The organism is Streptomyces sp. NPDC046727, assembly GCF_040645635.1.
Taxonomy (GTDB): domain Bacteria; phylum Actinomycetota; class Actinomycetes; order Streptomycetales; family Streptomycetaceae; genus Streptomyces.
Genome location: NZ_JBEYYR010000001.1, coordinates 173886 through 199056 on the forward strand (window position 1 = coordinate 173886; position 25171 = coordinate 199056).

Here is a 25171-nt window from a genome sequence, read left to right on the forward strand (position 1 = left end):
GTGTCCGAAAGAGCGGCCCTAGCGGAAGCCGCCGGACCGTCGCCGGGCCCGCCAGGCCGCGTCCAGCGAGAGGTAGGGTGCGCCGGCGAGGACCAGGGGGAGCCAGGCCATCAGGTAGGCGAGGTCGTTGCCGAGGTAGTAGGGGGTGGTCGCCCAGCTCACCGTCAGCCAGAGGCTGAGCGAGATCAGCGCGCCGCCGAGAGCGGCCAGCCGGCCGAGCAGACCGAGCAGGGTGCCGATGCCGACGGCCAGCTCACCGAGGGCCATGGCGTAGCCGAAGCCGACCGGGCTCTTCAGGGCCAGATCGACCAGGGCCGGGATCGCGGCGGAGTCATGGGCCCCGCGCATGGTCTCGCCGATCGAGCCGGCGCCGCCGGACTGCAGGAACGCGCTGTCGGTGAGCTTGTCCAGGCCGGCGTAGATGAAGGTGACGCCCAGGAAGACGCGGAGCGGCAGCAGGGCGTAATGGGCGGCCGTGTCGCGCCAGCCGCGGGGGCCGTCCAGCCGGGTGGTGTGCCTCTCCGTCCGCATCCCGTGAGTCATCGCTGCCAGCCGCCTCTCGCCCGCCGTGCCACTCCTCACATGACGATACGTATGACGAAGGGAGCCAGTTCAATCCTCACCCGGACGATTTTCCGGATTTCGGGCGTCCGTGCGGCCTCTCCCGGCGTTCACTCCGTCACCTGGAGGGGGTACCGGTTGGTGGCCACGCCGGCCGCGGTCACCACCTGGACGTCCACCGCGCCGGGCTCGACGTCCGCGGGGACGGGCACGGTCAGGGTGCTGTCCGTGGGGTTGCGGAAGCCGCCCGCGACGGGGACGAGGGGGACGTGGACGTCGACCGTGCCGATGCGGACGACCGTCCGGGAGAGCCGGTCGGCGGTCTGGGCGCCGGGCGGGACGAAGCCGGAGCCGCGGATCTCGATGTCGTCGCCGGTGCGGACCGGGCCGTCCAGGTCGCCGGGCTCGCGGGCGCGGACCACCGAGAGGATCACCGGCCGGCCGCCCTCGGCGTACTTGCCGGCCAGGTAGGTCGCGGCCGAGATCAGCACGACCACGCCCAGGCCCCAGGGCAGGTCGGGCAGCTGGTCGGGGCGGCGGGCCAGCCGTACGGCGGCGAACAGCAGGGCCACGGCGCTGATGGCGACGTACTGGATGTCGGCGAAGGCGCCCCGGCCGGAGTCGTCGGTGAGCAGGTCGGCGGCGCGCGGGCGGTGGGCCGGCACCTTCTGCAGCCGCTGGGCGAGGATGCGCAGGCCCACCACCCGGCGGACCAGGACGGCGATGCCGCACACCACGGCGAGGACGGTCACCACGCCCGCGCCGCGCGCCAGATCGAGGCCGGAGATCAGGGCGTCGCGTTCGGCGTGGTCGGAGGCGGCGGCCAGGCGGGCGGCGAGCAGCAGGACGGCGTAACCGACGAACATCACCCAGCAGGCGGCAACGGTACGGGAGGTGGAGATGCGGTTGTCCTCACCGATCACCGGCGCGAGCGCTCCGCCGCGCGCCCGGTGGAAGAAGCAGGCAGCGCTCAGCGCGCCGGCGACGACGAGCGCGGCGAGCAGGGCCGCGGTGCGGGCGCCGGTCCAGCCCGCGCCGATCGCGGTGAGCGCCTCGGCGAGCAGGAGCACGGTGACCGCGCCCCACACGGTGCACACCGTCCGCAGCCACAGCCGGGCGAGCCGGACCGTGCCCTCGGCCCGGCCCTGTTCGGCGACGGCCTCGGCCCGCTGGGTCAGCTCCTCGGAGACCCACTGGCGGGACGCCGAGGCCGAGTGGGCCACGGCCGCCGGCAGGCCCCGGCCGGCGGCGAACTCGTCACGCCGGCGCAGGAACGCGGCGACGGCCCGCCGGTGCCCCTCCCGGGCACCGTGCGGACAGTCCCCGCAGGTGCAGCCGCCCTCGTGGACGCCCTCGGCATCCGTGTCCCCTCTCGCCTCCTGCACCGCCACGCCCGACGCCCGCCTTCCGCACGACCTGCCGACCCGGCCGCCGGCGCCCGTGGTGCGCACGACGGTCCGGCAACTCCCCTGTGTTGCCAGCGAATTGTGCCCTACATCAGACCGTTCGGGAGGACGGGGCCGGGTCACCGCGGGTGAAGCCGGGGCCGCCGTGTTGACCCGGCTGCGAGAATCTCCGTATGGCCGAGATCATCCAGCGGGACGGGACCTGGGCCTTCGACGGCAGCACGATCCGGATCACCCCGGGACTGCACCGCTCCGTGCCGCTGTTCCGGCAGACGTACGGGGAGATCGTCGTACCGCTGGAGGCGGTCTCGGGTGTCGTCTACGAGCCGGAGCGCAGGCGGGGCCGGCTGCGGATGCGGCTGCGCGAGGGCGCCGACCCCCTGCTGCAGGCCACCGGCGGCCGGCTGCCGGAGGCGGCCGATCCCTACCGGCTGACGGTGGACGCGGACCGTTCGGGAGTCGCGGAGTACGTCGCCGAGGAGATCCGGCAGGCGCTGCTCCTCGACCAGGTCCCCCGGGAGCCGACGGCCGGCTATCTGCTGCCGGGGCCGCCGGTGCCGGTGTCGGTGCGGTCCTCCGACGGCACGGTGTCGTTCGACGGCGGCCAGGTGCGCATCGACTGGGCGGACACCTCCGACCGGATCAAGCGCGCGACCGGCCCGCGGATCATCGGGCTCGCGGATCTGGTGCAGGTGGAGTGGCTGCCCAACTCCGGGTACGAGGACGGGTTTCTGCGGTTCGTGACCCGGGAGACGGTGTTCTCCAAGCTGCCGTCCGAGCGGGACCCGTACGCCCTGGACCTGTGGGGCAGTGTCCGGCGGGATCTGCTGACAGCGCTGGTCGCGGCGGCCGTCACCGCGCGGCTGCCGCATCCCTCCACCCGAGGTGGCGAGGCACCGGCCGGCCGGCATCCGGTACGGGCCGCCGTACCGGGGCGGGACGGCCACCACGACGTCCTGCTGCGCCGTCTGCGGGAGTTGGGCGAGCTGCACCGGGAGGGGGTGCTCACGGACGAGGAGTTCGCGGCGACCAAGGCGGTCATCCTCAGGGGCTTCGGCTGACCGGCGGCTCCGGCCGGACAGCGGCTCCCGTGGTGCGGCCGGCGGCGGCCTCAGCTGAGCAGGTCGGGTTCGCTGCGGCAGATGTCCTGCCACAGCGGCTGGTAGTTGATCCAGGCCACCAGGTCGCCGCCGAGCTGCTCACGGGTGGCGACGGCTGCCTTGTGGTCGATGAGCACCGGCCGGCCCGCCGCCTTCGCCAGCAGCTGCACCTGGGCGGACCGGTCCAGGGAGAGAAACCACCAGGCTGCCGCGTCCACCGAGTCCCCGACGGTGAGGAGCCCGTGGTTGCGCAGCACGAGCGCCTTGCGGGAGCCCAGGGCGGCGGCGATCCGGCGGCCTTCCTCGGCGTCCACGGTGACACCGGTGTACGCGTCGTAGAGGGCGAGGTCCTCGTAGAAGGCGCAGCTCTCCTGGGTGATGGGGTCGATGAGGTCGCCGAGGGCGGCGAGGGCGCGGCCGTGCACGGAGTGGCAGTGGGCGACGGACACGACATCGGGGCGGGCGGTGTGCACCTGGACGTGCACGGTGAACGCGGCCTGGTTGACGTGGTAACGGCCCTCGACGACCTGCCCGTCCTGGTTGGCCAGCACCAGATCGCCGACGGTGACGTGCCGGAACGGCATCCCGAAGGGGTTGACCCAGAAGCAGTCGGTGAACTCCGGGTCCCGGGCCGTGATGTGCCCGGACACGCCGTCCTCGAACCCGGCCCGCCCGAAGATCCGCAGGGCGCCCGCGAGCCGCTCCTTGCGGTGCCTGCGTTCGTCCTCGGCCGAGTCGTGCATCGGCGGCATGGCGAACTGCAGCTGGTCCGTGGACAGCGGCAGGGGCGGGGTGGGCCCGTGCATAGATCCTCCCGTACTGGCATGGCGTACGGGCCGGAAGGTACCGCTGACCGGCGCGAAAGGGCAGAGCCGGTTTGTAAAGATGCCGTACGCGGCGGATACCGGACAGAAGATGTCTGGATTCCCGGTGAGACTGGTCCGCATGGACTGGGAAGCCTTCAGCACCGCCGTACCCGAACTGGCGAAGACCGCCGAGGAGCGCTTCGGCGCGTACCGGCATCACATCCTCGCGACCCTCCGCAAGGACGGCTCGCCCCGCACCTGTGGGCTGGAGGTGCGGTTCCTGGGCGGGGAGCTGTGGCTCGGCATGATGCCGGGCTCTCTCAAGGCCCTCGACCTGCGCCGCGATCCGCGCTTCACGCTCCAGGCCAACCCCGGGGACGGGACGGGCATGAGCGGCGGGGACGTCCGGATCAGCGGGCGGGCCTTCGAGGTCGTGGAGGGCACGGCCAGGGCCGCGTACGTGAAAGAGGTGGAACCGCCGCAGCCGTTCCACCTCTTCCGCACCGAGCTGACGGAGGTCGTACGGACCTACGTCGAGGACGACACGTATCTGGTCGCCCAGGTCTGGAAGCCCGGAGCGCCGGTGCGCACGCTCAAGCGGACATGACCTTCACAGCGAGCGGGACTACTCCCACTCGATGGTGCCCGGCGGCTTCGACGTCACGTCGAGGACGACCCGGTTGACGTCCCGGACCTCGTTGGTGATCCGGGTCGAGATGCGGGCGAGGACGTCGTACGGCAGCCGGGACCAGTCGGCGGTCATGGCGTCCTCGGAGGAGACCGGGCGCAGGACGATCGGGTGGCCGTAGGTGCGGCCGTCGCCCTGGACGCCCACGCTGCGGACGTCGGCGAGCAGGACCACCGGGCACTGCCAGATGTCGCGGTCCAGGCCGGCCGCGGTCAGCTCCTCGCGGGCGATGGCGTCGGCCTCGCGGAGGAGGTCCAGGCGCTCCTTGGTGACCTCGCCGACGATGCGGATGCCGAGGCCGGGGCCCGGGAAGGGCTGGCGCTGGACGATCTCCTCCGGCAGGCCCAGCTCCTGGCCGACCATGCGGACCTCGTCCTTGAACAGCTTGCGCAGCGGCTCGATCAGCTGGAACTCGAGGTCCTCGGGCAGGCCGCCGACGTTGTGGTGCGACTTGATGTTGGCGGTGCCGGTGCCGCCGCCGGACTCGACCACGTCCGGGTACAGGGTGCCCTGGACCAGGAACTCCACGGCCGGGCCCTCGTCGGCGATGATGTCAGCCTGCGCCTGCTCGAAGACGCGGATGAACTCGCGGCCGATGATCTTCCGCTTCTCCTCGGGCTCGCTGACGCCCTTGAGCGCGGTCAGGAAGCGCTCCTCGGCGTCCACGACGACCAGCTTGACGCCGGTCGCGGCCACGAAGTCCTTCTCGACCTGCTCGGTCTCGCCCTTGCGCATCAGACCGTGGTCGACGTACACGCAGGTCAGCTGGTCGCCGATCGCGCGCGCGACGAGGGCGGCGGCGACGGCGGAGTCCACACCGCCCGACAGACCGCAGATGGCGCGCTTGTCGCCGACCTGCTCGCGGATCGCGGCGACCTGCTCCTCGATCACGTTGCCGGTGGTCCAGGAGGGGGTCAGACCCGCGCCGCGGTAGAGGAAGTGCTCCAGCACCTGCTGGCCGTGCGTGGAGTGCATGACCTCGGGGTGGTACTGGACGCCGTAGAGCTTCTTCTCGTCGTTCTCGAAGGCGGCGACCGGGACGACGTCCGTGGACGCGGTGACGGTGAAGCCCTCGGGGGCGGCGGAGCAGGCGTCGCCGTGCGACATCCACACGTGCTGCTCGGCCGGGGTGCCCTCGAAGAGGGTGGAGGACGTGCGGGAGACGTGCAGGTCGGTACGGCCGTACTCGCGCGCCCCGGTGTTGTCGACGGTGCCGCCGAGGACCTGCGCCATCAGCTGGAAGCCGTAGCACATGCCGAAGACGGGGACGCCGGCCTCGAAGAGCTCGCGGCCGAGGCGGGGGGCGCCCTCCTCGTACACGGACGAGGGGCCGCCGGAGAGGATGATCGCCGCGGGGTTCTTGGCGAGCATCTCCTGGACCGGCATGGTGCTCGGCACGATCTCGCTGTAGACCCGCGCCTCGCGGACGCGACGGGCGATGAGCTGGGCGTACTGCGCGCCGAAGTCGACGACCAGGACGGTGTCGGGGGTGGCGGCAGTGGGAGTCGCTGATGACACGGGGTGCCTTCTGGTGGTCGGGCGGGGGTCTGTGCTACCGAGTCTAACGGGGTGGGGCGGGAAGGCGGCTCGCGTGGGCAGCCGTGGCATACTGGCCCCGTGTTCACGCAGACGACCTTCTTCTTTACCTATGGCACCCGGCCCGCCGGCTGCCATGGTCGTGCTGCTTGAGCCAACCGCCAAGCGACTTCCCAGGCGCCCCGGGCCGACAAGGCCCGGGGCGTCTGTCGTTCTCCCGGGTCCTGCCGTTCCGGGGCACTCACTCCTTGAGGAGCCCCGAACCATGACCACGCTCACCCCGGAACAGACCATCGCCGACGCCCGTGAGCGCATCGACGCGCTCGACGACCGGATCATCGGCCTCGTCCAGGAGCGGATGGCCGTCTCCGCCGTCGTCCAGCAGACCCGGATCGCCTCCGGCGGGCGCCGGGTGCACCTGTCCCGCGAGATGGAGATCCTCGGCCGCTACCGGGACGCCCTCGGCAAGCCCGGCACCGCCCTCGCCATGACCCTGCTGGAGCTGTGCCGGGGTCGCATCTGAGTTCGGTGCCGCTCTCACCCGTACGGCGCGTGACCGGGCCGCGCACCGCCTCGTTGAGGGGGTGTCCGTGCCAGCCAGGGGCGGGCCCGACAGAACCACGCGTGGCTCACTGGGGCGATGAGGCGTACGGGTCGTGCCGTATGTCGTGGGACCTCGCTCCAGAAAGTGACCGGACGGCAGGGGACAGCAGCCCGGTCATCCAAGAGAACGGCCGGCCCCGGGGACGCCCGGGGCCGGCCGGCGGAAAACTGCAGACAGGTCACCAGGGCACAGGAACAAGCGGCGCAACCCCCCGGCGCCGTTCCCAGGCACCGGCGCTGCCCTGACGCCGGTGCTGACTGCACGAAGGGCCCCGCGGTCTCTCCGTCCCGCGGGGCCCTTCGTCATGCCCACGAGGTCCTGCCCGCGACCGGCATCCACCGACGTGACCCACATCACAGGGAAACCCTGCACAACCGGAGCAACCCTTCGCGCTTTTCGCTGATCAAACCTGCCGGATCAAGAAAAGCTGAGAGGGACCTGCCTTCGGAGGGGGATGCAGGTCCCTCTTCGCCGTTCCGGGCCCGCTCCGCTCACTTCTTCGGCGGCACCGCCGGCATCCCCAGGAACGGCAGCCGCAGCGCGCCGAAGGCGTCCGCCGGGACCGCCGGGGCCTTGGGCTCCACCGGCTTCAGCCGCTCGTACGCCGCTCCCGGCGCCGGCCGCGGGTCCTCCTCGCCCTTGTTCGGCCAGAACGACATCGCCCGCTCGGCCTGCGCGGTGATCGTCAGCGAGGGGTTCACCCCCAGGTTCGCCGAGACCGCGGCGCCGTCCACGACCGAGATGCCGGGGTGGCCGTAGAGCCGGTGGTACGGGTCGATCACGCCCGTCTGCGCGGAGTCGCCGATGGGGCAGCCGCCGAGGAAGTGCGCGGTGAGCGGGGTGCCCATCAGCTCGCCGACGTTGCTGCCGGCGAAGCCGTTGATCTCGGCGGCGAGCGCGGAGGCGGCCTCGGTCGCGGCCTTGATCTGCTTGGGGTTCGGCGCCCCGTGCCCCTGCCGGGCGGTGAGCAGGCCCTTGCCGACGCCGCCGGGCTTCAGGTACGTGATCAGCGAGTTGTCCAGGGACTGCATGACCAGGCCGATGATGGTCCGCTCCGACCAGCGCCGGTTGGACAGGGAGCGGGCCACCAGCAGCGGGTGCCGGGCCGCGTTCGCCAGCCAGCCGAGCACGCGCGAGGAGCCCTCCGCGTACGGCACCTGGAGGATCGACAGGCCGCCCATCGCGTTGGAGCCCTTGCCGTAGCGGACCGGCTCGATGTGGGTGTTCTCGTCGGGGTGGATCGAGGACGTGATGGCGACGCCCCGCGTGAAGTCGGCCTTCGGCGCGCCGGTCGCCCTGCGGTAGCGGCGGCTGTCGGTCTGCGCGCCGACCAGCGCCTCGGAGTTGGTGCGGGTCAGGTCGCCCAGCCGCTGGGACAGGTACGGCAGCTGGCCGCCGGCCTTCATGCGGTGCAGCAGGGTCTGGGTGCCGTAGGTCCCGGCCGCGAGGATCACCCTGCGGGCGGTGAGGATCCGGCCCTTGCCCTTCTTCCTCTGGTCCGTCGGCAGGGTGGCCACCGCGTAGCCGCCCCGGGAGTCGTCCGTGACGGACACGACCGTCGTCATGGGGTGGACGACCGCGCCCGCCTTCTCGGCGAGGTACAGGTAGTTCTCGTTGAGGGTGTTCTTCGCGCCGTGCCGGCAGCCGGTCATGCACTCGCCGCACTCGGTGCAGGCCTTCCGGTCGGGGCCGGCGCCGCCGAAGTACGGGTCCTTCACCTGCTCGCCCGGCCCGGCCTTCGCCTTCCCGTCCGCGTCCTTGCCGTCGCCAAAGAACACGCCCACCGGCGCGAGGTGGAAGGTGTCGCCGACGCCCATCCGCTGGGCCGCCGCCTTCAGGTGGACGTCGGAGGGGGTCATGGTGGGGTTGAGCCGTACGCCGAGCATGCGCCGGGCCTGGTCGTAGTACGGGTTCAACTCCTCCTGCCAGTCGGTGATGTGCCGCCACTGGGGGTCGTCGAAGAAGGGCTTCGGCGGTACGTAGAGGGTGTTGGCGTAGTTCAGTGAACCGCCGCCGACGCCCGCGCCGGCCAGCACCATCACATTGCCCAGCAGGTGGATGCGCTGGATGCCGTACATGCCGAGCTTCGGGGCCCAGAGGTAGTTCTTGAGGTCCCAGGAGTTCTTCGGGAGCCCGGCGCGGGTGAAGCGGCGGCCGGCTTCCAGGACGCCCACCTTGTACCCCTTCTCGGTGAGGCGCAGGGCGGACACCGAGCCGCCGAACCCCGAACCCACGACGATGACGTCGTAGTCGTACCCGTCGTCGTCCCGGGTCTGGACAGACTTCTCCTGCGACACGTGCTCTCCTCGTTGAGAACCGGGTGGTGCGAACGCGGTTGTCTAGCGGAAACGGAACGCCTTCATCAGGCGAAGGCTCGTGCTCATGAAGCGGGCGTAGCCCTCGTCGTCCATCCCCAGCGACGGTGCCATCGGCAGCAGTCGCTGCTGGGCCACCGTCTGGGCCTCCGTGTACTTGAGGATGCCCTCGGAGCCGTGGCGGCGGCCGAGACCGGAGTCCTTCATGCCGCCCATCGGGGACTGGGCGCTGCCGTAGGCGGGGGCGTAGCCCTCGTTGACGTTGACCGTGCCGGTGCGCAGGCGGGCGGCGACGTCCAGGCCGCGGCGGCTGTTCGTCGTCCAGACGGACGCGTTCAGGCCGTACGGCGTGGCGTTGGCGCGTTCGACGGCCTCGTCGTCGGTCCCGAAGCGGTAGACCGAGACGACCGGGCCGAAGGTCTCCTCCTCGCAGACGGCCATGGCGGGCTCGACGCCGTCCAGGATCGTGGGTTCGAAGAAGTAGGGGCCGATGTCGGGGCGGGCCACACCGCCCGCGACCACCTTCGCGCCCTTGGCGACGGCCTCCTGGACATGCCGTTCGACGGTCTCCAGCTGCCGTTCGCCGACCAGCGAGCCCATGTCGGCGCCGTAGGCGAGGGAGTTGCCGAGCCGCATGGCCTTGGTGCGGGCGGCGAACCGCTCCAGGAAGGCGTCGGCGACGGACTCGTGGACGAACAGCCGCTCGATGGAGATGCACAGCTGGCCCGCGGAGGAGAAGCAGGCGCGGACGGCTCCGGCGGCGGCCTTCTCGATGTCGGCGTCGTCCAGCACCAGCATGGCGTTCTTGCCGCCGAGTTCGAGGGAGACGCCGACCAGGCGGGAGGCGGCGCCGACGGCGACCTCGCGGCCGGTGCGGGTGGAGCCGGTGAAGGAGACGTAGTCGGCGCGCTTGACCAGCTCCGGGCCGACGACCGGGCCCTCGCCGATGACGACCTGGAAGACGCCCTCGGGCAGTCCGGCCTCGACGAGCAGGTCACGTGCCCACAGCGCGGTGAGGCAGGTCTCCGTGTCGGGCTTCATCACCACGGCGTTGCCCGCGACGAAGGCGGGCAGGGCGTCGCCGACGGACAGCTCCAGCGGGTAGTTCCAGGGCGCGATCTGGCCCACCACCCCGCGGGGGTGGCGCAGTTCGAGGGTCTTGGTGAGGGTCGGCACGGCGCCGGCGTGCCGCTTGGGCTTCAGGTACGCGGCGGCGCGGCGGCCGTAGTGCCGGGCCGCGACGACGACGGCCTGCACCTCCTCGTGCGCGTGCAGCCGGGCCTTGCCGGTCTCCAGCTGGATCAGGTCGAGGACCTCGGCCTGCCGCTCCAGCAGCAGGTCGTGGAAGCGGAGCAGGACGGCGGCCCGCTGCCGTACCGGGGTCTTCGCCCATACGGCCTGGGCGGCGCGGGCCGCGTCGAAGGCCCTGCCGACGTCCTCCGGGGTGGACTCGGGCAGGTCGGCCAGCTTGTCGCCGGTGAACGGGGTGTGGTTGGCGGTGCGGCCGGAGCCGACGACGCCCTTGGTGAGCTGGGCCACCAATTCCGGGGTGACCACGTCGGCGGCGGTGCGGGCGCCTTCGGGGGCGGGCGCGAGCGGGTTGGTACCGGCGATGTCCGGGGCCTGCGTGTCCGTCATGAGGCGCAGGGTATGCCGGAGCGCAGGCTTTGTGTACCCGTCGGTAACGCGGATTCACCGAGTGCTCACACACTGCCAGTGATCACTGGCAGTAAATGCGCTGATCAGGGCGTTGGCGGGGTGGCGCTCAGTCGACCCCGGGTTTCCTCGCGAGCAGCAGGCCGAGGGCGCCGAGGGGGGTGCGGCGGCGGGCGTCGGGACCGGGGACGGCCGCGGGCGCCGGGCGCGGCTCCGGCTCCGGCTCCGGTGCCGGCTGCGTCGGCAGCTCCGGTGCATCCGGTACGTCGGCGAGGCCGAGGTAGTCGCGGAGTACGGCGGCGACCTCCGTCGCGCCGGGACGGGCCGCCGGTTCGTCGGCGTGCAGCCGGTCCAGCAGCGGGCCCAGCGGGCCGGCGTCCGCGTCCCCCACGGCGGCGCGGAGCAGCGCGCCCAGGGACCACAGGTCGGAGGCCGGGCCGGCGCCGGGCCCCGCCGCCCGCTCGGGGGCGACGAACCCGGAGGGCGCGTTGCCCGCGTGCCCGTCGCCGATGCCGAAGTCGGTCACGACGACCCGTCCGGTGCCGGACTCCAGCAGGACGTTGGCCGGCTTGACGTCCCGGTGCACGATCCCGACGGCGTGGGCGGCGCGCAGCGCGCCGAGCACGGCGAGCCCGATGCGCGCGGCCTCGGCGGGCGGCAGCGGCCCGCGCCGCAGTACCTCGCGCAGGGACTCGCCCGCCACCAGTTCCATGACGATCCAGGGGATCCCGGCCTCGGTGACGACGTCGTACACCGTCACGGCCGAGGGGTGCCGTACCCGGGTGGCGGCGCGGGCCTCGTGGTGGAGCCGGTGCGCGACGCGCCCGCTCTCCTCGTCGGTGGCCGGATCGCCGGGCAGCAGCGGCTCCTTGACGGCGACGAGCCGCTGCCCCCGCTCGTCCCGGGCGCGCCACACGGTCCCGGTCGGCCCGGACCCGAGGCGTCCGGCCAGCCGGTAACGGCCGCCGATCAGACGTGCGTCGGGCGGGAGTTCGCCGTCTTCAGTCATGGCACATGAGTACCGTGCGCACCACGCCGTTGTCGAAGCGGGCGGTCAGACGGCCCAGCGGTGCAGGCTGAAGCCGTGCCGGGCCGCGCGCACCTGAACCGCCCCGGCCCCGCCGAAGTGGGCCGGCACCACCAACGCCCGCTCCTCGGCCGCCCGTTCCAGCACCCGCTGCCGGGTCCGGGCCGCCTCCTTCGGGTCGAGGCAGAAGCAGCTGCTGCACTCGGGCCGCAGGATCTGCACCGGGCTGTGCAGCAGGTCGCCCACGAACACCGCCCGTTCGCCGCCGGACTCGACGCGCAGCACGCAGGAGCCCGGGGTGTGCCCGGGGGCGGCCTCCAGCACGAGGTGCTCGTCGATCCGGTACGTGTCCTGCCACAGGTCCGCCTGCCCGGCCCGGTGCACGGGCGCGACGCTGTCCTCGTAGACCAGCCGGTCCACGGGACGCGCGCCGCCCGCGTAGTCGCCCGCCGGGCCGAAGTGGTGGTCGTCGGCGGCCGGGAGGAGGTAGCGGGCGCGGGGGAAGGACGGCACCCACTCGCCGTCGGCGTCCCGGGTGTTCCAGCCGACGTGGTCGGCGTGCAGATGGGTGTTGATCACGACGTCGACGTCCTGCGGCCGGACACCGGCCCGCTCCAGCCGGCCCAGGAAGTCGCCCTGCCGCCGGTGGAAGAGGGGGTTGCCGGGACGCTCCCTGCCGTTGCCGACACCGGTGTCGACCAGCACGGTCCGGCCGCCGGTGCGCAGCACCCAGGTCTGCAGCGCCACCACGGCACGGTCCCCGTCCGCCTCGCGGTGGTCCGGGACGAGCTGCGCCTCATGGGCCTCCCACACGTCCGGCCCGGCGTCCGGCAGCAGGTCGGCGGCGGGCACGTACGGCCCCTGCCACTCCACGATGCGGAGCACCTCGACGTCACCGATCAGGAAACTCTGTACACGGTCATCGGTCATACCCAGGACCCTAGGAGGCCGCGCTGAGCGTTCCAATGCTCGACCGGCGCAGGGGAATACGCTGTCGTCTCATGGATGTGGTCAGCGATGCGATCGCCGCGGTCCGGGCGGGCAGCCCCTCCTCCGACCGGCTGCGGGTGGCCGGCGCGTGGTGCGTGCGGCTGGCGCCGTACGAGGGCGCGGGCTTCCATGTCGTACTGAGCGGCTCCTGTCTGCTCGTCCCGGACGGGGGCGGCGCGCCGGTGCCGCTGGGTCCGGGGGACGTGGTGCTGCTGCCGCACGGCGCCGGGCACGTGCTGGCGCACGCGGGGGCGGAGCCGGCCGAGGTGCGGCGGGCGGTGCCCTTCGAGGAGGTGCGGGACACGGACGTAGGGCGTCCCGGGCCGGGCCCCGAGGTGGAGCTGCTGTGCGGCAAGTACCGGCTCGACCGCAGCCGTACGCACCCCCTGATGGCGGAGCTGCCGCAGGTGGTGCATCTGCCGCACCGGGTCGGCGGCCACCCGGAACTGCGCGCGGCGGTCGACCTGTTGGCGGGCGAGCTGGCGGAGCGCCGGCCGGGCGGCTGCCTCGCCCTGCCCAGCCTGCTGGACCTGCTGTTCGTCTACCTGATCCGGGCCTGGATGGCCGAGGCGGAGACGGGCGCCTGGCCGGCGGTGCTGTCCGACCCGGTGACGACCGCCGCGCTGCGCGCCCTGCACTCCGACCCGGCGGCGCCCTGGACGGCCGGCCGGCTGGCCGCCGAGGCCGGCGTCTCCCGGGCCACCCTGGCCCGCCGGTTCACCGCGCTGGTCGGCCGGCCGCCGATGGCGTACCTCACCTGGTGGCGGCTGACCCTGGCGGCGACCCGGCTGCGCGAGACGGACGCGCCGCTCGCGACGGTGGCGCGGGAGACGGGGTACGGCAGCCCGTACGCCCTCTCGCACGCGTTCAGCCGGGAGTTCGGGATCACCCCGGGCCGGTACCGCGATCTCAGGGTTTCGTGATCTCCAGGTCGGTGATCGCCGCCTTCGCCACCTCCCGGCCGCGGGCGGTGAAGTCGCCCTTGCCCGGGTAGCCGACGGCCAGTTCGTACATGTCCCCGGACCTGGTGCGGTAGTAGAAGATCCGCAGTTCGCGCGGGAGGCCGGCCGAGTCGTCCGAGGGGTACGTGACCGTGTTCCCGGCCGCCTGCCAGCCCTGGTACGTGGCGTCCGTGTCCGGGGCGGTCCGCGTGGCCCGGGCCATGTCCAGCTCGTAGTCGCCCTGGCTCTTGAACTGCTCGTTGTCGTCGTACATCTGGGCCCGCGCGCTGGACTTGATCCGGTCCAGGGAGTCCTGCGACCGGCGTTCCAGGTGCAGGCGGATCCAGATGCCGCCGCTCCAGTCCGTGTACGTCACCCAGTTCTTGTCGCTGTCGTCCTTCTCCGGCCGGGCGGCCCGGTAGCCCGCGGGGACCGCGAGGGTGACACCGAGCCTGCTCTCCGGCCGCTTCGCCCAGCCGTCGGGCAGCGGGCCCGCGGAGGGGCCGGGGAGGACGAAGTACGCCGTGACGGCCGCCGCGACCACCGTCGCGCCGGCACCCAGCCAGGCGAGACGGCGTCGGGAGCGGGAGCGCGCGGCAGCCGGAGGCGCCGTCGGGGCAGGGGGCGCCGGGGGCTTGGCCGCCTCCGTCAGCAGGGCGCGGACCCGGTCCGCCGTCGGGCGATGCGCGGGGTCCTTGGCGAGCAGTCCGTTGACGACCTCGGCCAGCGGGCCGGTGGCGGACACGGGCGGGGCCGGGGTGGCGTTGAGGACGGACTGGAGGGTGGCCGGCGTGTTGCTGCGGCGGAACGGCGACACGCCCTCCGTGGCCGTGTACAGCACCACGCCCAGGGACCACAGGTCGCTCGCCGGGCCGGGCCGCTGCCCCAGCACCCGCTCCGGCGCGATGAACTCGGGCGAGCCGACGAAGCCGCCGGTGTCCGTCAGCCGTGGGTCGCCCTCGATCCAGGCGATGCCGAAGTCCGTGAGGACCACCCGGTCGTGCCGGCCGAGCAGGATGTTCTCGGGCTTGACGTCCCGGTGCAGCACGCCCGCCGCGTGCGCCGCCTCCAGCGCGCCGAGGACATGGAGGCCGATCCGGGCCGCCTCCCGGACGTCCAGCGTGCCCTCCCGCAGCGCGCTGCCCAGGGTGCGGCCGTGCACCAGCTCCATCACGATCCACGGCCGGCCGTCGACGACCGCGACGTCGTGCACGTTCACCACCGCGGGATGGTCCAGGCGGGCCGCCGCGCGGGCCTCCCGGCGCATGCGCTCGAAGGCGTTGGCCCGTTCACGCTCGGGAAGATGGTCCGGTACGCGGGGTTCCTTGACGGCGACCTCACGGTCCACCGTCTCGTCCTTGGCCCGCCATACGGTGCCCATGCCGCCGTGCCCCAGCTTGCCGAGCAGCCGGTAGCGGCCCGCGACGAGCCGCCCGACGCCGGGCTCCGCGGCGGACGCGGCCGAGGCGGGACCCGCGGCCTGCGGGGCCGGGCCCGGCGCCGTGGGGACCTCGGCGGCCGGACCCGGTCGCGGTCTCGGCGGTTGCAGAACAAAACTCGTCGTGTCGTCGGCCCCGTGGCCGGTGCCCCGGACCCGCCCGGCTCCCCCGTCAGTGCTCATGCGTCATCTCTACCGCGCGCCCGGCGCCCGCAGCCACAGGGAGGGCGAACCGGTCACACACCCGTGACCGAGAACGTGTCGACCGCCACGTCGAAGTACTCCCGGGCCTCCCGCACCTTCCCCACCGGCGCCGACACCCAGACGTCGTACAACAGCCCGCCCTCCTCCCAGCACAGGTCGTAGGTGTGGCGGGGGCCCTCCGCCGCGCTGTAGCCGTTCCAGCTGAACTCCCAGAGCGCGGCCCGGTGTCCGGCGTGCGTGGTCGGGACGACCCGGCCGTCGTGGTAGCCGGGGTTGGTGGAGGGCCCGCTCGCGGCCGACCGCTCCATGACGCCCTGCGGGCCGCCCGGCTGCGGCTGGGTGATCTTGATGCCCAGGCGGAAGGTCTGCCCCGGCGAGAGGTAGAAGACGCGCTCGCCCTGCGGGCTGCGGGTGAAGTCCTCCGGTACGGCGAGGGAGAAGCCGGCCGGCTCGCGGGCCGTGCGGTAGCCGGAGGGCGCGGTGTGCGGGGCGCCGGTCGGGCGGGGCGCGCCGGGTGAGGACGTGGGCACCGGCCGCGTACCGGACGGCGCCGTACCCGACGGGGAGCGGGTCGCACTCGCCGTACCGCTCGTGCCGGTCCGGGTCGCCGGGCTCGTCGCCGTGCCGCCGGGGGTGCCGCCGCCCCCGTCACCGTCCCGGTGCAGCAGCAGTGCCGCGGCCGACACACCGGCCCCGGCCAGCGCGGCGACGAGCAGCGCCGCCACCAGTACCCCGCGCGGGGACGACCGGGCCGGGGGCGACTGAGCCGGCGGCCGGGCCGGGTCGGACGGCAGCGGTCCGCCGTACGGCAGGTCTCGCTGGGTCGGTGTGTAGGGCGCCGGGGCCTTCGCCGTACGGCTCGCGCCGATCCGGTGGATGCGCCCGGCGCCGTGCGCTCCCGCCGCGCCCGCGCCGCCCGGCACGGCCGGCGTGCGGCCGGTCTCCAGGTACGCCCGCAGCATCCGCTCGGCGTCCGCCGCGCCGAGGCGCCGGTCGGGATCGCGCTCCAGCAGCCCCCGTACGACGGGCAGCAGCGGCTCCGCCTCGACCGGCGGGCGGATCTCGTCGGCGACGACGGCGTGCAGGATGCCGCCCAGCGAGTCGCGCCGGAACGGCGACTCGCCGCTCAGCACCGTGCACAGCAGCGCGCCCAGCGACCACAGGTCGGACTCCGGCCCGGTGCGCAGCCCGGACATCCGCTCCGGCGCGGTGTACTCGGGCGAGCCGACGAAGGAACCGGTCTCGGTCAGCGTGGTGGCGCCCGCGACCTGGGCGATGCCGAAGTCGGTGAGGACGACCCGCTCGGTGCCAGACTCGATCAGGACGTTCGCCGGTTTGATGTCCCGGTGCAGCACCCCCGCCTCGTGCGCGGTGCGCAGCGCGCTCAGCAGGGCGATGCCGATCCGCGCGGCCTCGGCGGCGTCGACCGGGCCGTGCCGGGCGATCCGGTCGGCGAGCGAACCGCCGTCGATCAACTCCATCACGAGGTACGGCCGTTCGTCCTGCTCCACCACGTCATGGACGACGATGATGTGCGGGTGCCGCAACTGGCAGACCGCGCGGGCCTCGCGGAACGTGCGCGCACGGCGGCGCCGCGTGTCGTCGTCCGGGAGCGAGTCGTCCGGCAGGAGTTCCTTGACCGCCACCTGACGGCCCAGCACCTGGTCGCTCGCCCGCCACACGACGCCCATGCCGCCGCGCCCGATACGTTCCTCCAGGCGGTAACGGCCCGCGATCAGCCGGAATCCGGCTCCCTCGGTCCCCATGCGCCCCATCATGCCGCACCGGGCCCCCGGCCTCCGGGGCACCGCCCGGCCAAGACACACCGCGCAGCCAGCCATTTTCGGCCGGATCAGCCCGCTTCCGGCTGCCGCCAACTCCGCAGCACCCACTGGAACTGCTTGCTGGTCGTGGCCCAGTCCTCGGCCGGCGTGGACATGTAGATCGCGTACTCGACGCCCTGACGCGAGAAGTACGTCTCCTCGGTCGCGTGACGCGGCCCGGGCACGTAGGGCGGATCCTTCTCCAGCGCGGTCCAGGTGTACTCCCACCGCGCGCCCTTGCGGTCGCGGTAGAGGTTCTCCTCCATGGAGACGCGCCGGTAGTCGACCAGCCCGTGGAGTTTGAGCTGCTGCTCCAGGTCCTCCTGGTGGGAGAGGGCGTCGACGAAGTCCGATGAGCGGTCGATGGCGATGCGGACGAAATGCTTGCCTTTGTCGGGCGAGTAGTCGATCTGCTTGAGGTCGCCCTTGTCGCTGAAGACCGTGCGCTTCCATCCCTTGGGCAGGGAGAGGCTGAAGCCGAGCGGGTCGTCGTACGTCTTCCAGCCCGCCGGGATCACGCCCTCGGTGCCGTCCGTGTCGGCGGGCGCCGGGGCCGGGCCGGTACCGCTTCCCGACCCGGTGTGCTGTCGGCCCCACTGCTGGATCGCCACCGCTCCGGCGCCGCCGAGGACCGCCGCCATGGCGACGACCAGCGCGAGCGTGCGCAACCGGCGACGGGGGCGGGCGGACGCCGGGCCACCGGCCGCCGGGGCCACGGCCGTGGGGCCGGTCGCGGGGTGGCCGGCACCGGCTGCGGGGCCGTAGGGGGAGGGAGGGGGGCCGTAACCGGAGGGGTTGGCCCCGGAGCCGTAGCCGGAGGCCGAGCCGGCGGAGCCGTGGCCCGGCGTACCGGAAACGAAGCCGTACCCCGTGGCCGGAGTTCCGCCGCCGGCGCCGGGTGTGCCCGGGCCCGTGCCACGGCCGGTGCCCGTGTGCACGCCCGACGTCCGGGTCGGTACGAACGCCTCGGCCGCGCGCGGTCGGCGTCCCTCCGCCGCCTCGGCGAGCATCTGCTCCGTCTCCTCGGCGCTCGGCCGCTGGGCGGGATCCTTGCGCAGCAGCGCGGCGATGACCGGGGCGAGCGGACCGGCGTGGCGCGGCTCGTCCACCTCCTCCTCGACGACCGCCTGCATGGTGCTCAGCGGGGAGGTGCGCCGGAACGGGGAGCGCCCTTCGACCGCCGTGTACAGCGTCGCGCCGAGCGCCCACAGGTCGGAGGCCGGGCCGGGGTCGTGGCCGCGCACCCGCTCGGGGGCCAGGTAGTCGACCGAGCCGACGACCTCTCCGGTGCGGGTGATGGTGGTGTCGCCCTCGATCTGGGCGATGCCGAAGTCGGTGAGCAGCACCCGGCGGTCCGCGCCGAGCAGCACGTTGCCGGGCTTGACGTCCCGGTGCAGCACGCCGGCGGAGTGCGCGGCGCGCAGGGCCCGCAGCACCCACAGCCCGATCCGTGCGGCCTCCGTCGGCTCGACACGGCCCCGCTCCTTGACCCCGTCGGCCAGCGACTCGCCCTCGACCAGCTCCATCACGATCCACGGGCGGCCGTCGTGCTCCAGGACGTCGTGCACGGTGACGACGGCGGAGTGGTTGATGCGCGCGGCGGCCCGCGCCTCGGCCCGGGTGCGGGCGAGCAGGACCGCCTGGTCGCTGTCGGAGACGTAGAGCGCGGCGGTCAACTCCTTGATGGCGACCTTCCGGTGCAACACCTCGTCGTGGGCGCGCCACACCCGGCCCATGCCGCCGCTGCCGATGGAGTCGGCGAGCCGGTAGCGGCCCGCTATGAGCAGGCCCTGCATCTGATTCACGTTGCCCCGCAATGCTCTTGACAGGGTCAGACTAAGGACCGGCCCCCGAACAGGGAACCAGCGGGGCGCCAAGGAAACCGCACTGTGACGATGGTCATTTCTGCGCGAGAAGGGGAACCGGGCCGCCCGTGCCCTCCCCCGGATACACGCTGCTCAACCCGTGTAGCGATACGTCGCCGCAGCCTGCTCGTACAGCCGCGTCACCTCGTCCCGGTCGGCCTCCGGGCCGCGCACCTGGACGATGTGGTAGCGGCCGTTCAGCAGCAGCGCCGTGTTCCGCACGAACAGGTCCCGGCCCTGCCCGTCGGTCCAGGTGAACTGCCCCTCGGCCATGGTCCGTCCGCCCACCTCTATGGTCCGCAGGCCGGTGGCGGTGGACCAGCTGGAGTCGCGGTACGGCTGGAGTTCGCGCTCCTTGTCCCGCTGGTAGACCATCGGATCGCTGCCGTACGCGGACGTGCCGTCCCGGCCCGGTACGACGATCAGCTCGAAGTCCCCGTGCGTGTAGACCACCTGGCCGCTGCCGTTCTTCGGGGTGCGGTCCCAGCCCTCGGCGACGGCGACCCGGAAGCCGTCCGGGTCCCTGCGCAGGGTGAACCCGTCGGGGACGGAGGGGTCGCCGCCGGTCTGGGTCTCCGTCGCGGGCGCGGACGCGGTGCCGCCGCCGCTCGGCGTGCTCTGCCCCGCGGAGGGCTGCCCGGTGTGCGTGGGCGCGGGGCTCGCCTGCCCGGCGCTGCCCGTACGGTCCCCGCTCGCCGCGCCGCTCCCCTTCTCCTTCGGCATGAAGAGCATCGCGTAGGCGATCGCGCCGGCCAGCAGGACCAGGATCAGCAGGAGCAGGGTCCGGCCCAGGCTGCGCGGCGAACGGGCGCCGTCCCGGGCCCGCTTGTGCCGGCCGTGCGGATGGGCCGCGGGCAGCCCGGCGCGCCGCCGGCGCACCAGCTCGCCGCGGCGCCGGACGATCGGCAGCCGCGCCGGGTCGACGGGTGGCACGGGGACGACATGGGTGCCGGCGTCCGGCTCGGGCGCGGACCGCACCAGCGAGCGCAGCCAGCCGCTCAGCTCCTCCACGTCCGGCCGCTCGGTGGGGTCCTGGCGCAGCAGCGACTCCACGACCGGCCGCAGCGGGCCGCACTCCTCGGCGAAGGCGGGCGGCTCGGCGCACACCAGCTGCACCAGCTCGGCCGTCGACTCCTCCGGGTACGGCGCGTGCCCCTGCACGGCCCGGAACAGCAGCGCGCCCAGCGCCCACAGGTCGGTGGCCGGGCCGATCGGCGCCGCCAGCTGCCAGTTCTCGTGCACGGGACCGGCCTGCTCCGGCGCCCACCGCTCGGTCACCGGCCCCACCACGGTCATCCGCACCTGCCGCGCCCGCTCGGCGGCGAGCGCGGTCCCGGGCCCCCGGCGTACGGCACCGGACTCGTCCCAACCGCCGCCCGCCTGCGCGGGGACGGCCGGGGCGGCCGCGCGTCCGGGGTGGGCCGGGGTGACACCCTGCCGACCCCGCTCGGCGACCGGCGCCTGGTCGGGGCCGTGTCCCTGGCCCGGCACGGAGGCGTGCCCCGTACGGGGATCCCCCGAGGGCGGGCCGGGCCGCTGCGCACCGCCGCCCAGGGCCGGGGGCGTGCCGCCGGACCCGGTGCGGGGTGCGGCGCCGTGCCACGGGGCGCCGCGCACTCCGTAGGGGTCGGCTGTCCGGCCGGGCGGCGACGCGGTGCCCGTCTCCGCGGCGTACGACGTGGGTACCGGGCCGTCGGCCCGGCCGGTGCCCGTGTCGCCCTCGGCGGGCGGACGGGCGCCGGGCAGGGCGGTGCGCACGCTCTGCTGGGCCTCGTGCACCCGGGCGGCGGCGCGGGCGCCCGCGCGGTACGCGGCGATGGCCCCGGCCCGGGCGGCCCGGATGTCCGCGCCGGTGTCCAGGGCCGCCTGGCCCACCGGACCGGCCGCGCCGGACACCCCGTTCCCGGCCGGCGCCGGCAGCGCACCGGCCGCGCGCGCCTGGATCGCGGCGCGCCGCGCGGCCTCGGGATCGGCATCGGCGGCCGGCCCACCGGACATGCCGTCCCCACGAGAGCCGGAGCCGGCGGAAACGCCGGTGGCTCCGGTGCCGGAACCGCGGCCCGGGGGTGCGCCGCCGCCCTCACCCGTGGCCGGCCCCGGCGGGGCGCCGAGCAGCTCTTCCGGGCCCGCTCCCGGGCCTTCGGGAGCCGGCACCGGGTCGTACCCGCACAGGGCCTCCTCGGCCGCGCCGGCCGCGAGGCCGGTCAGCATCACGCGGCCGTCGTCGCAGACCAGGACCGTGCGGACGGTGATGTTGCGGTGCACCCAGCCGTGGGCGTGCAGCACCCGGAGCGCCATGAGCACGTCGGAGGCGACCTCGGCCGCCCGGTACGGCGTCAGCGGCTTCTCGGTGAGCAGGGCGGCCAGCGGACGCGCGGCCACCAACTCGCTCACGATCCACAGGGACCCGCCCTCGGCGAACACGTCGAAGACCTGGTCCAGGCGCGGGTGGTCGGGGATGCGGGCCGCCGCCTGCGCGGCCTCGACGGCGCGCCGTACCGCCGGATCGGCGGGCTGCCGGGTGGCGGTCCTGGCCTCAGGCGCCCGGCGGGAGAGGCGCTCCCGGGCGGTGAACCCCTCGGGCAGCCCCTCCGCGTCGAGCACCTCGGCCTCGACGACCTCGGGCAACGGCACCTGCCGGACGAGGACCTCCTGGCCGCTGTAGGTGTCGAAGGCCCGGGTCTCGGTGAGTTCGTACTCGTCGGACGGCGGCAGTGGCAGGCGGTAGCGGTCGGCGAGCACCCGACCCGCGTAGTCGTCCACTTTGCCTCCCCCGGCCGTCCGGTCGGTCACATCCGTTCGCCTCACGACCCGTTTCGCACACGCATGCGGCTGCGTACGGTCCGCGATCCTTCACGATACGTGCCGGAGGCAACCCGCATTGAGAGGATGACGGATTCTCACGTACCAAACCGGCGCACGGCGCCTACGACTTGGGTTCGAAGGACGTCGTCAACGTCTTCCAGGTGTCCTTGCGCAGATCGCCGTGCCATTCGGCGTCCTTCGCGGTGTACATCAGCGCGTAACCGAGGTGGTCGTTCACCACGAAACCCCGGTCGATCGTGCGGTACTTCGTGCCGCCCTCGACATAGGTGAACTCCCAGTCGGCGGTGTTCCAGCCGCGGTAGCCCACCTTCTCGATGCGGATCTTGTGGTACTGGGAGCGCACCATGTAGCGCTCCTGGTTCCTCCAGTCCGCCACCGGGTCGCCCTTGGGCGTGCCGGTCCAGGCGACGAGCAGCTTCTGCCCGTCGGGCCCGGTGTAGCGGTCGCCGGCGGACCCGGCCCGCTGGTACTTCCAGCCCTCGGGCAGCCCGATCGAGTAGCCCTGGCCGCCCTTGCGGGTGGTCACCGCCGGAGCGCTGCCGCCGTCCTTGGAGCCGGAGGAGTCGTCCGAGTCGGACGCGTCGGAGTCGTCGGCGGACTTGCTCGCGTCGTCGTCCGCCGCGTCCTGTGCCCCCGACGACGTGCCGGCGGACGCCGAGCCGGCGCCGTCCGTCCGCGCCCCGGTGTCCTTGCCGCCGTCCTTGCCCTTGCCCTTGTCCTGCTTGGTGGACGCGCCGGCACTGGCCGAGGCCTTGGCCCCGTCGCTCTTGCCGTCGTTGTCGTCGCCGCTGTTCAGGGCGAAGGCCAGCACGGTCCCGAGCACGGCGAGCACGACGACCACGACGATGACCACCAGCGTGCGCTTGGGCACCACATCGGTCAGCGGCGCCCTCGGCACCGGCCGCGGCGGCAGGTCCAGGTCCGGCGGCGGCACCACGGGCCACCCCGAACTCGGCTTGTTCGCGCTGGAGTTCGGCACAGCGGCGGCACCCGACGCCGGCCCCCCGGGGCGCGCGGCGGATCCGGCACCCGGCCCGCCGGCGGAACCGGGCCGCGCGCCACCGGACACCGCGCCCTGGGCACCCGCCGTGCCGCCCGCGCCCGGCGCGGCCGGCTCGCTCCCGCTCTTCGTCCGCGCCGTCGCCGCGGCCGAGGCCGCCCCGGCCGCCTTGCGCACCGAACGCAGCGCGCCGCGCAGCTTCTCCCCGGCCTCCTCGCCCCGCTTGCCCTCCGGCCCGCCGGGCTGCACCGGCAGCGGAACCACCCGGGTGGCGTCCATCGGCTCCGGCTCGGGCGCCCGGATCACCGCGTTGAGCATGGACCGGGCCCCGGCGTCGTCGAGCCGCTGGGCCGGGTCCTTGGTCAGCAGGCCGTAGATGACGTCGCGCAGCGGTCCCGCGTGCTTCGGCTCCTCCAGCGGCTCGGTCATCACCGCGGTGAGCGTGGCGATCGCCGAACCCTTGTCGTAGGGCGGCGCGCCCTCGACCGCGGCGTACAGCAGACCGCCGAGCGACCAGAGGTCGGCCGCCGGTCCCGGCTTGTGGCCGCGGGCCCGCTCCGGGGAGATGTACGAGGGGGCGCCGACGAGCATGCCGGTGGAGGTGATGGACGGGTCGCCCTCGACCTGCGCGATGCCGAAGTCGGTGAGCACGACCCGGCCGTCCTCGGCGATGAGCACGTTGGACGGCTTCACGTCCCGGTGCAGGATGCCTTCCCGGTGCGCGGAGCGCAGCACGTCGAGCACGGCGAGCCCCACCTCGGCGGCGCGCTTCGGCTCCAGCAGGCCGTCCTCGCGGATGACCTCGGCCAGGGACTTGCCCTCGACCAACTCCATGACGATCCAGGGCCGGTCGTCCTCGTCGACCACGTCGAAGACCGTCACCGCGCTGTTGTTGCGGATCCGGGCGATCGCCTTGGCCTCGCGCAGGGTGCGCGTGATCAGGCGCCGCTTCTCCTCCTCGTCGATGTTCGACGGGAACCGCAGCTCCTTGACGGCGACCGTCCGGCCCAGAGTCTCGTCCTCGGCCCGCCAGACCGTGCCCATACCGCCACGGCCCAGCACGTCTCCCAGCCGGTACCGCCCGGCGAGGAGACGCCGCTCGCTGTTGTCCCGACGAGTCTCCTGACGAGATGTACCCGCCCGCTCCGTCTCCGACATGCGTCCCCTCATACAACCCGCCCTGACAGAGCCTCCATTGTCTCTCACCCGACAAGTGCCCGACGCCCAGGGTGCCCCTGGCCCGGACCGGCCCTCCACGCCTCGGGAACCCCCCTGAAGCTGATGTTCCGCTTATCGGGATGATGGGCCGTAAGAAGGGAGGAACCGCCGTGCCGACGCTTCGGACAGTCCTGTCCATACCGGTGTCCCTGGCGCTGCTGTTCGCCCCGGCCGCCTCCCAGGACACCGCCCCCGCCGCGGCCACGGACACGGTCCTGCCGCGGCTCGTCACCGACGGCAGGGCACCCGCCGCGGCCCTGCTGAGCCGGGACGCCGAGGGCGACGGGGTCCGCTTCCGCTACTCGGACGCCGGCCATGGCATCGGCCGCGCCGACCACTTCCGCGCCGGCAGCATCACCAAGACCTTCATCGCGACGGTCGTGCTCCAGCTGGCCGCGGAGCACCGGCTCTCCCTGTCCGACACGGTGGAGCGGCACCTGCCGGGGCTGCTCCGGGGACGCGGCGCCGACGGCCGGCGCATCACCCTGCGGGCCCTGCTCACCCACACGAGCGGGCTGGCCGACTTCGCCGAAACCACCCGGGGCACCGTGCCCGTGACCCCGCTTCAGGCCGTACGCATCGCTCTCGCCCTCCCTCCGGCCCGCCCGGGCCGCTACTCCTACTCCAACACCGACTACGTCCTGCTCGGCCTGGTCGTCGGCCAGGTCACCGGTCACTCCTACGCCGCCGAGGCCGAGCGCCGCATCATCGCTCCGCTGGGTCTGACGGATACCTCCTTTCCCGGGGCCCGCAGGTCACTGCCCGCGCCGCACGGCCGGGCCTACGCCGCCGACGGCTCCGACGTCACCCGGCTCGACCCGCGCGTGGCCGGCGCGGCGGGTGAGCTGGTGACCACACTGGCCGACCTGGACCGCTTCTACGCGGCCCTGCTCGACGGCCGGCTGCTTCCCTCGCGCCGGCTGCGCGAGATGCTCGACACCCGCGCCGCACACGGCTCGTACGGCATGGGCCTGTTTCCCGTGAGGCTCCCGTGCGGCATCACGGTGTGGGGGCACAACGGCCGGATATCCGGCAGCTACGTGCGGAGTGCTGCCACGACGGGGGGCCGGCATGTCCTCACCTTCCGTGTGAACACGGACGCGATGGCGGACCCGGACCTCGAACCCGCACTGCTCGCCGCCGAGTTCTGCCCTCGCACCTGGTAGA

Annotated in this window: 18 protein-coding genes; 5 read left to right on the forward strand and 13 right to left on the reverse strand. The window is 73.8% G+C overall.

Annotated features, from left to right (window positions below):
* Positions 1–18: 18 nt before the first annotated feature.
* Both ABZ937_RS00740 and ABZ937_RS00745 read right to left on the reverse strand, forming a co-directional pair.
* Positions 19–543, reverse strand: a complete 525-nt coding sequence (locus ABZ937_RS00740) for a DoxX family membrane protein (protein WP_361684210.1) — start codon at positions 541–543, stop codon at positions 19–21.
* 128 nt (positions 544–671) lie between these two features.
* On the reverse strand, positions 672–1952 hold the full coding sequence (locus ABZ937_RS00745; RefSeq protein WP_361684212.1) for a hypothetical protein: 1281 nt from the start codon (positions 1950–1952) through the stop codon (positions 672–674).
* A gap of 188 nt (positions 1953–2140) precedes the next feature.
* Here ABZ937_RS00745 and ABZ937_RS00750 point away from each other — a divergent pair, with 188 nt between their 5' ends.
* The gene (locus ABZ937_RS00750) at positions 2141–3028 is read left to right on the forward strand and encodes a DUF4429 domain-containing protein (RefSeq protein WP_361684214.1); all 888 of its coding nucleotides are present in this window, start codon (positions 2141–2143) and stop codon (positions 3026–3028) included.
* 50 nt (positions 3029–3078) lie between these two features.
* Here the strand turns inward: ABZ937_RS00750 and ABZ937_RS00755 are convergent, their stop codons facing one another.
* Positions 3079–3873, reverse strand: a complete 795-nt coding sequence (locus ABZ937_RS00755; RefSeq protein ID WP_361684216.1) for a class II aldolase/adducin family protein — start codon at positions 3871–3873, stop codon at positions 3079–3081.
* Between the two features lie 139 nt (positions 3874–4012).
* On the opposite strand from ABZ937_RS00755, the gene ABZ937_RS00760 reads away from it, so the two are divergent.
* On the forward strand, positions 4013–4480 hold the full coding sequence (locus ABZ937_RS00760) for a pyridoxamine 5'-phosphate oxidase family protein (protein ID WP_361684218.1): 468 nt from the start codon (positions 4013–4015) through the stop codon (positions 4478–4480).
* An 18-nt stretch (positions 4481–4498) separates the two neighbouring features.
* Here ABZ937_RS00760 and guaA read toward each other — a convergent pair whose 3' ends face one another.
* Positions 4499–6079: a glutamine-hydrolyzing GMP synthase gene (gene guaA, locus ABZ937_RS00765; RefSeq protein WP_361684220.1), complete on the reverse strand. Its 1581-nt coding sequence runs from the start codon at positions 6077–6079 to the stop codon at positions 4499–4501.
* A 283-nt stretch (positions 6080–6362) separates the two neighbouring features.
* Between guaA and ABZ937_RS00770 the strand changes: the two genes are divergently transcribed.
* Positions 6363–6620, forward strand: coding sequence for a chorismate mutase (locus ABZ937_RS00770; RefSeq protein WP_361684221.1), 258 nt, complete (start codon positions 6363–6365; stop codon positions 6618–6620).
* A gap of 572 nt (positions 6621–7192) precedes the next feature.
* Here the strand turns inward: ABZ937_RS00770 and ABZ937_RS00775 are convergent.
* The 4 genes from ABZ937_RS00775 to ABZ937_RS00790 all read right to left on the reverse strand — a co-directional run bounded on the left by ABZ937_RS00775 (position 7193) and on the right by ABZ937_RS00790 (position 12629).
* Positions 7193–8998, reverse strand: a complete 1806-nt coding sequence (locus ABZ937_RS00775) for a GMC family oxidoreductase (protein WP_361684223.1) — start codon at positions 8996–8998, stop codon at positions 7193–7195.
* Between the two features lie 42 nt (positions 8999–9040).
* Positions 9041–10654: a succinic semialdehyde dehydrogenase gene (locus ABZ937_RS00780; protein ID WP_361684225.1), complete on the reverse strand. Its 1614-nt coding sequence runs from the start codon at positions 10652–10654 to the stop codon at positions 9041–9043.
* A 127-nt stretch (positions 10655–10781) separates the two neighbouring features.
* Positions 10782–11681: a serine/threonine-protein kinase gene (locus ABZ937_RS00785; protein WP_361684227.1), complete on the reverse strand. Its 900-nt coding sequence runs from the start codon at positions 11679–11681 to the stop codon at positions 10782–10784.
* Positions 11682–11726: 45 nt separating this feature from the next.
* The gene (locus ABZ937_RS00790) at positions 11727–12629 is read right to left on the reverse strand and encodes an MBL fold metallo-hydrolase (protein ID WP_361684229.1); all 903 of its coding nucleotides are present in this window, start codon (positions 12627–12629) and stop codon (positions 11727–11729) included.
* 71 nt (positions 12630–12700) lie between these two features.
* On the opposite strand from ABZ937_RS00790, the gene ABZ937_RS00795 reads away from it, so the two are divergent.
* Complete coding sequence (locus ABZ937_RS00795) at positions 12701–13612, forward strand: AraC family transcriptional regulator (RefSeq protein ID WP_361684231.1); 912 nt, start codon at positions 12701–12703, stop codon at positions 13610–13612.
* Here ABZ937_RS00795 and ABZ937_RS00800 read toward each other — a convergent pair.
* The 5 genes from ABZ937_RS00800 to ABZ937_RS00820 form a co-directional block, all read right to left on the reverse strand.
* Complete coding sequence (locus tag ABZ937_RS00800) at positions 13599–15251, reverse strand: serine/threonine-protein kinase (RefSeq protein ID WP_361684233.1); 1653 nt, start codon at positions 15249–15251, stop codon at positions 13599–13601. The two genes, ABZ937_RS00795 and ABZ937_RS00800, sit on opposite strands and share 14 nt — an antisense overlap.
* Positions 15252–15304: 53 nt before the next feature.
* Positions 15305–17038, reverse strand: coding sequence for a protein kinase (locus ABZ937_RS00805; RefSeq protein WP_361684235.1), 1734 nt, complete (start codon positions 17036–17038; stop codon positions 15305–15307).
* 86 nt (positions 17039–17124) lie between these two features.
* Positions 17125–18891, reverse strand: coding sequence for a serine/threonine-protein kinase (locus ABZ937_RS00810; protein ID WP_361684722.1), 1767 nt, complete (start codon positions 18889–18891; stop codon positions 17125–17127).
* Positions 18892–19053: 162 nt separating this feature from the next.
* Positions 19054–21723, reverse strand: coding sequence for a protein kinase (locus ABZ937_RS00815; RefSeq protein WP_361684237.1), 2670 nt, complete (start codon positions 21721–21723; stop codon positions 19054–19056).
* A gap of 163 nt (positions 21724–21886) precedes the next feature.
* On the reverse strand, positions 21887–23944 hold the full coding sequence (locus tag ABZ937_RS00820; protein ID WP_361684239.1) for a serine/threonine-protein kinase: 2058 nt from the start codon (positions 23942–23944) through the stop codon (positions 21887–21889).
* A gap of 170 nt (positions 23945–24114) precedes the next feature.
* On the opposite strand from ABZ937_RS00820, the gene ABZ937_RS00825 reads away from it, so the two are divergent.
* Entirely contained in the window at positions 24115–25170 is a 1056-nt protein-coding gene (locus tag ABZ937_RS00825; RefSeq protein WP_361684241.1) for a serine hydrolase domain-containing protein, read from the forward strand.
* Position 25171: the final 1 nt, after the last annotated feature.

Bases quoted from the DNA above. Each gene is read 5' to 3' on its own strand.
- ABZ937_RS00740 (WP_361684210.1), bottom strand. From the start codon at position 543: ATGACTCACGGGATGCGGACGGAGAGGCACACCACCCGGCTGGACGGC.
- ABZ937_RS00750 (WP_361684214.1), top strand. From the start codon at position 2,141: ATGGCCGAGATCATCCAGCGGGACGGGACCTGGGCCTTCGACGGCAGC.
- ABZ937_RS00755 (WP_361684216.1), bottom strand. From the start codon at position 3,873: ATGCACGGGCCCACCCCGCCCCTGCCGCTGTCCACGGACCAGCTGCAG.
- ABZ937_RS00760 (WP_361684218.1), top strand. From the start codon at position 4,013: ATGGACTGGGAAGCCTTCAGCACCGCCGTACCCGAACTGGCGAAGACC.
- ABZ937_RS00770 (WP_361684221.1), top strand. From the start codon at position 6,363: ATGACCACGCTCACCCCGGAACAGACCATCGCCGACGCCCGTGAGCGC.
- ABZ937_RS00780 (WP_361684225.1), bottom strand. From the start codon at position 10,654: ATGACGGACACGCAGGCCCCGGACATCGCCGGTACCAACCCGCTCGCG.
- ABZ937_RS00785 (WP_361684227.1), bottom strand. From the start codon at position 11,681: ATGACTGAAGACGGCGAACTCCCGCCCGACGCACGTCTGATCGGCGGC.
- ABZ937_RS00790 (WP_361684229.1), bottom strand. From the start codon at position 12,629: ATGACCGATGACCGTGTACAGAGTTTCCTGATCGGTGACGTCGAGGTG.
- ABZ937_RS00795 (WP_361684231.1), top strand. From the start codon at position 12,701: ATGGATGTGGTCAGCGATGCGATCGCCGCGGTCCGGGCGGGCAGCCCC.
- ABZ937_RS00800 (WP_361684233.1), bottom strand. From the start codon at position 15,251: ATGAGCACTGACGGGGGAGCCGGGCGGGTCCGGGGCACCGGCCACGGG.
- ABZ937_RS00805 (WP_361684235.1), bottom strand. From the start codon at position 17,038: ATGGGGACCGAGGGAGCCGGATTCCGGCTGATCGCGGGCCGTTACCGC.
- ABZ937_RS00810 (WP_361684722.1), bottom strand. From the start codon at position 18,891: ATGCAGGGCCTGCTCATAGCGGGCCGCTACCGGCTCGCCGACTCCATC.
- ABZ937_RS00820 (WP_361684239.1), bottom strand. From the start codon at position 23,944: ATGTCGGAGACGGAGCGGGCGGGTACATCTCGTCAGGAGACTCGTCGG.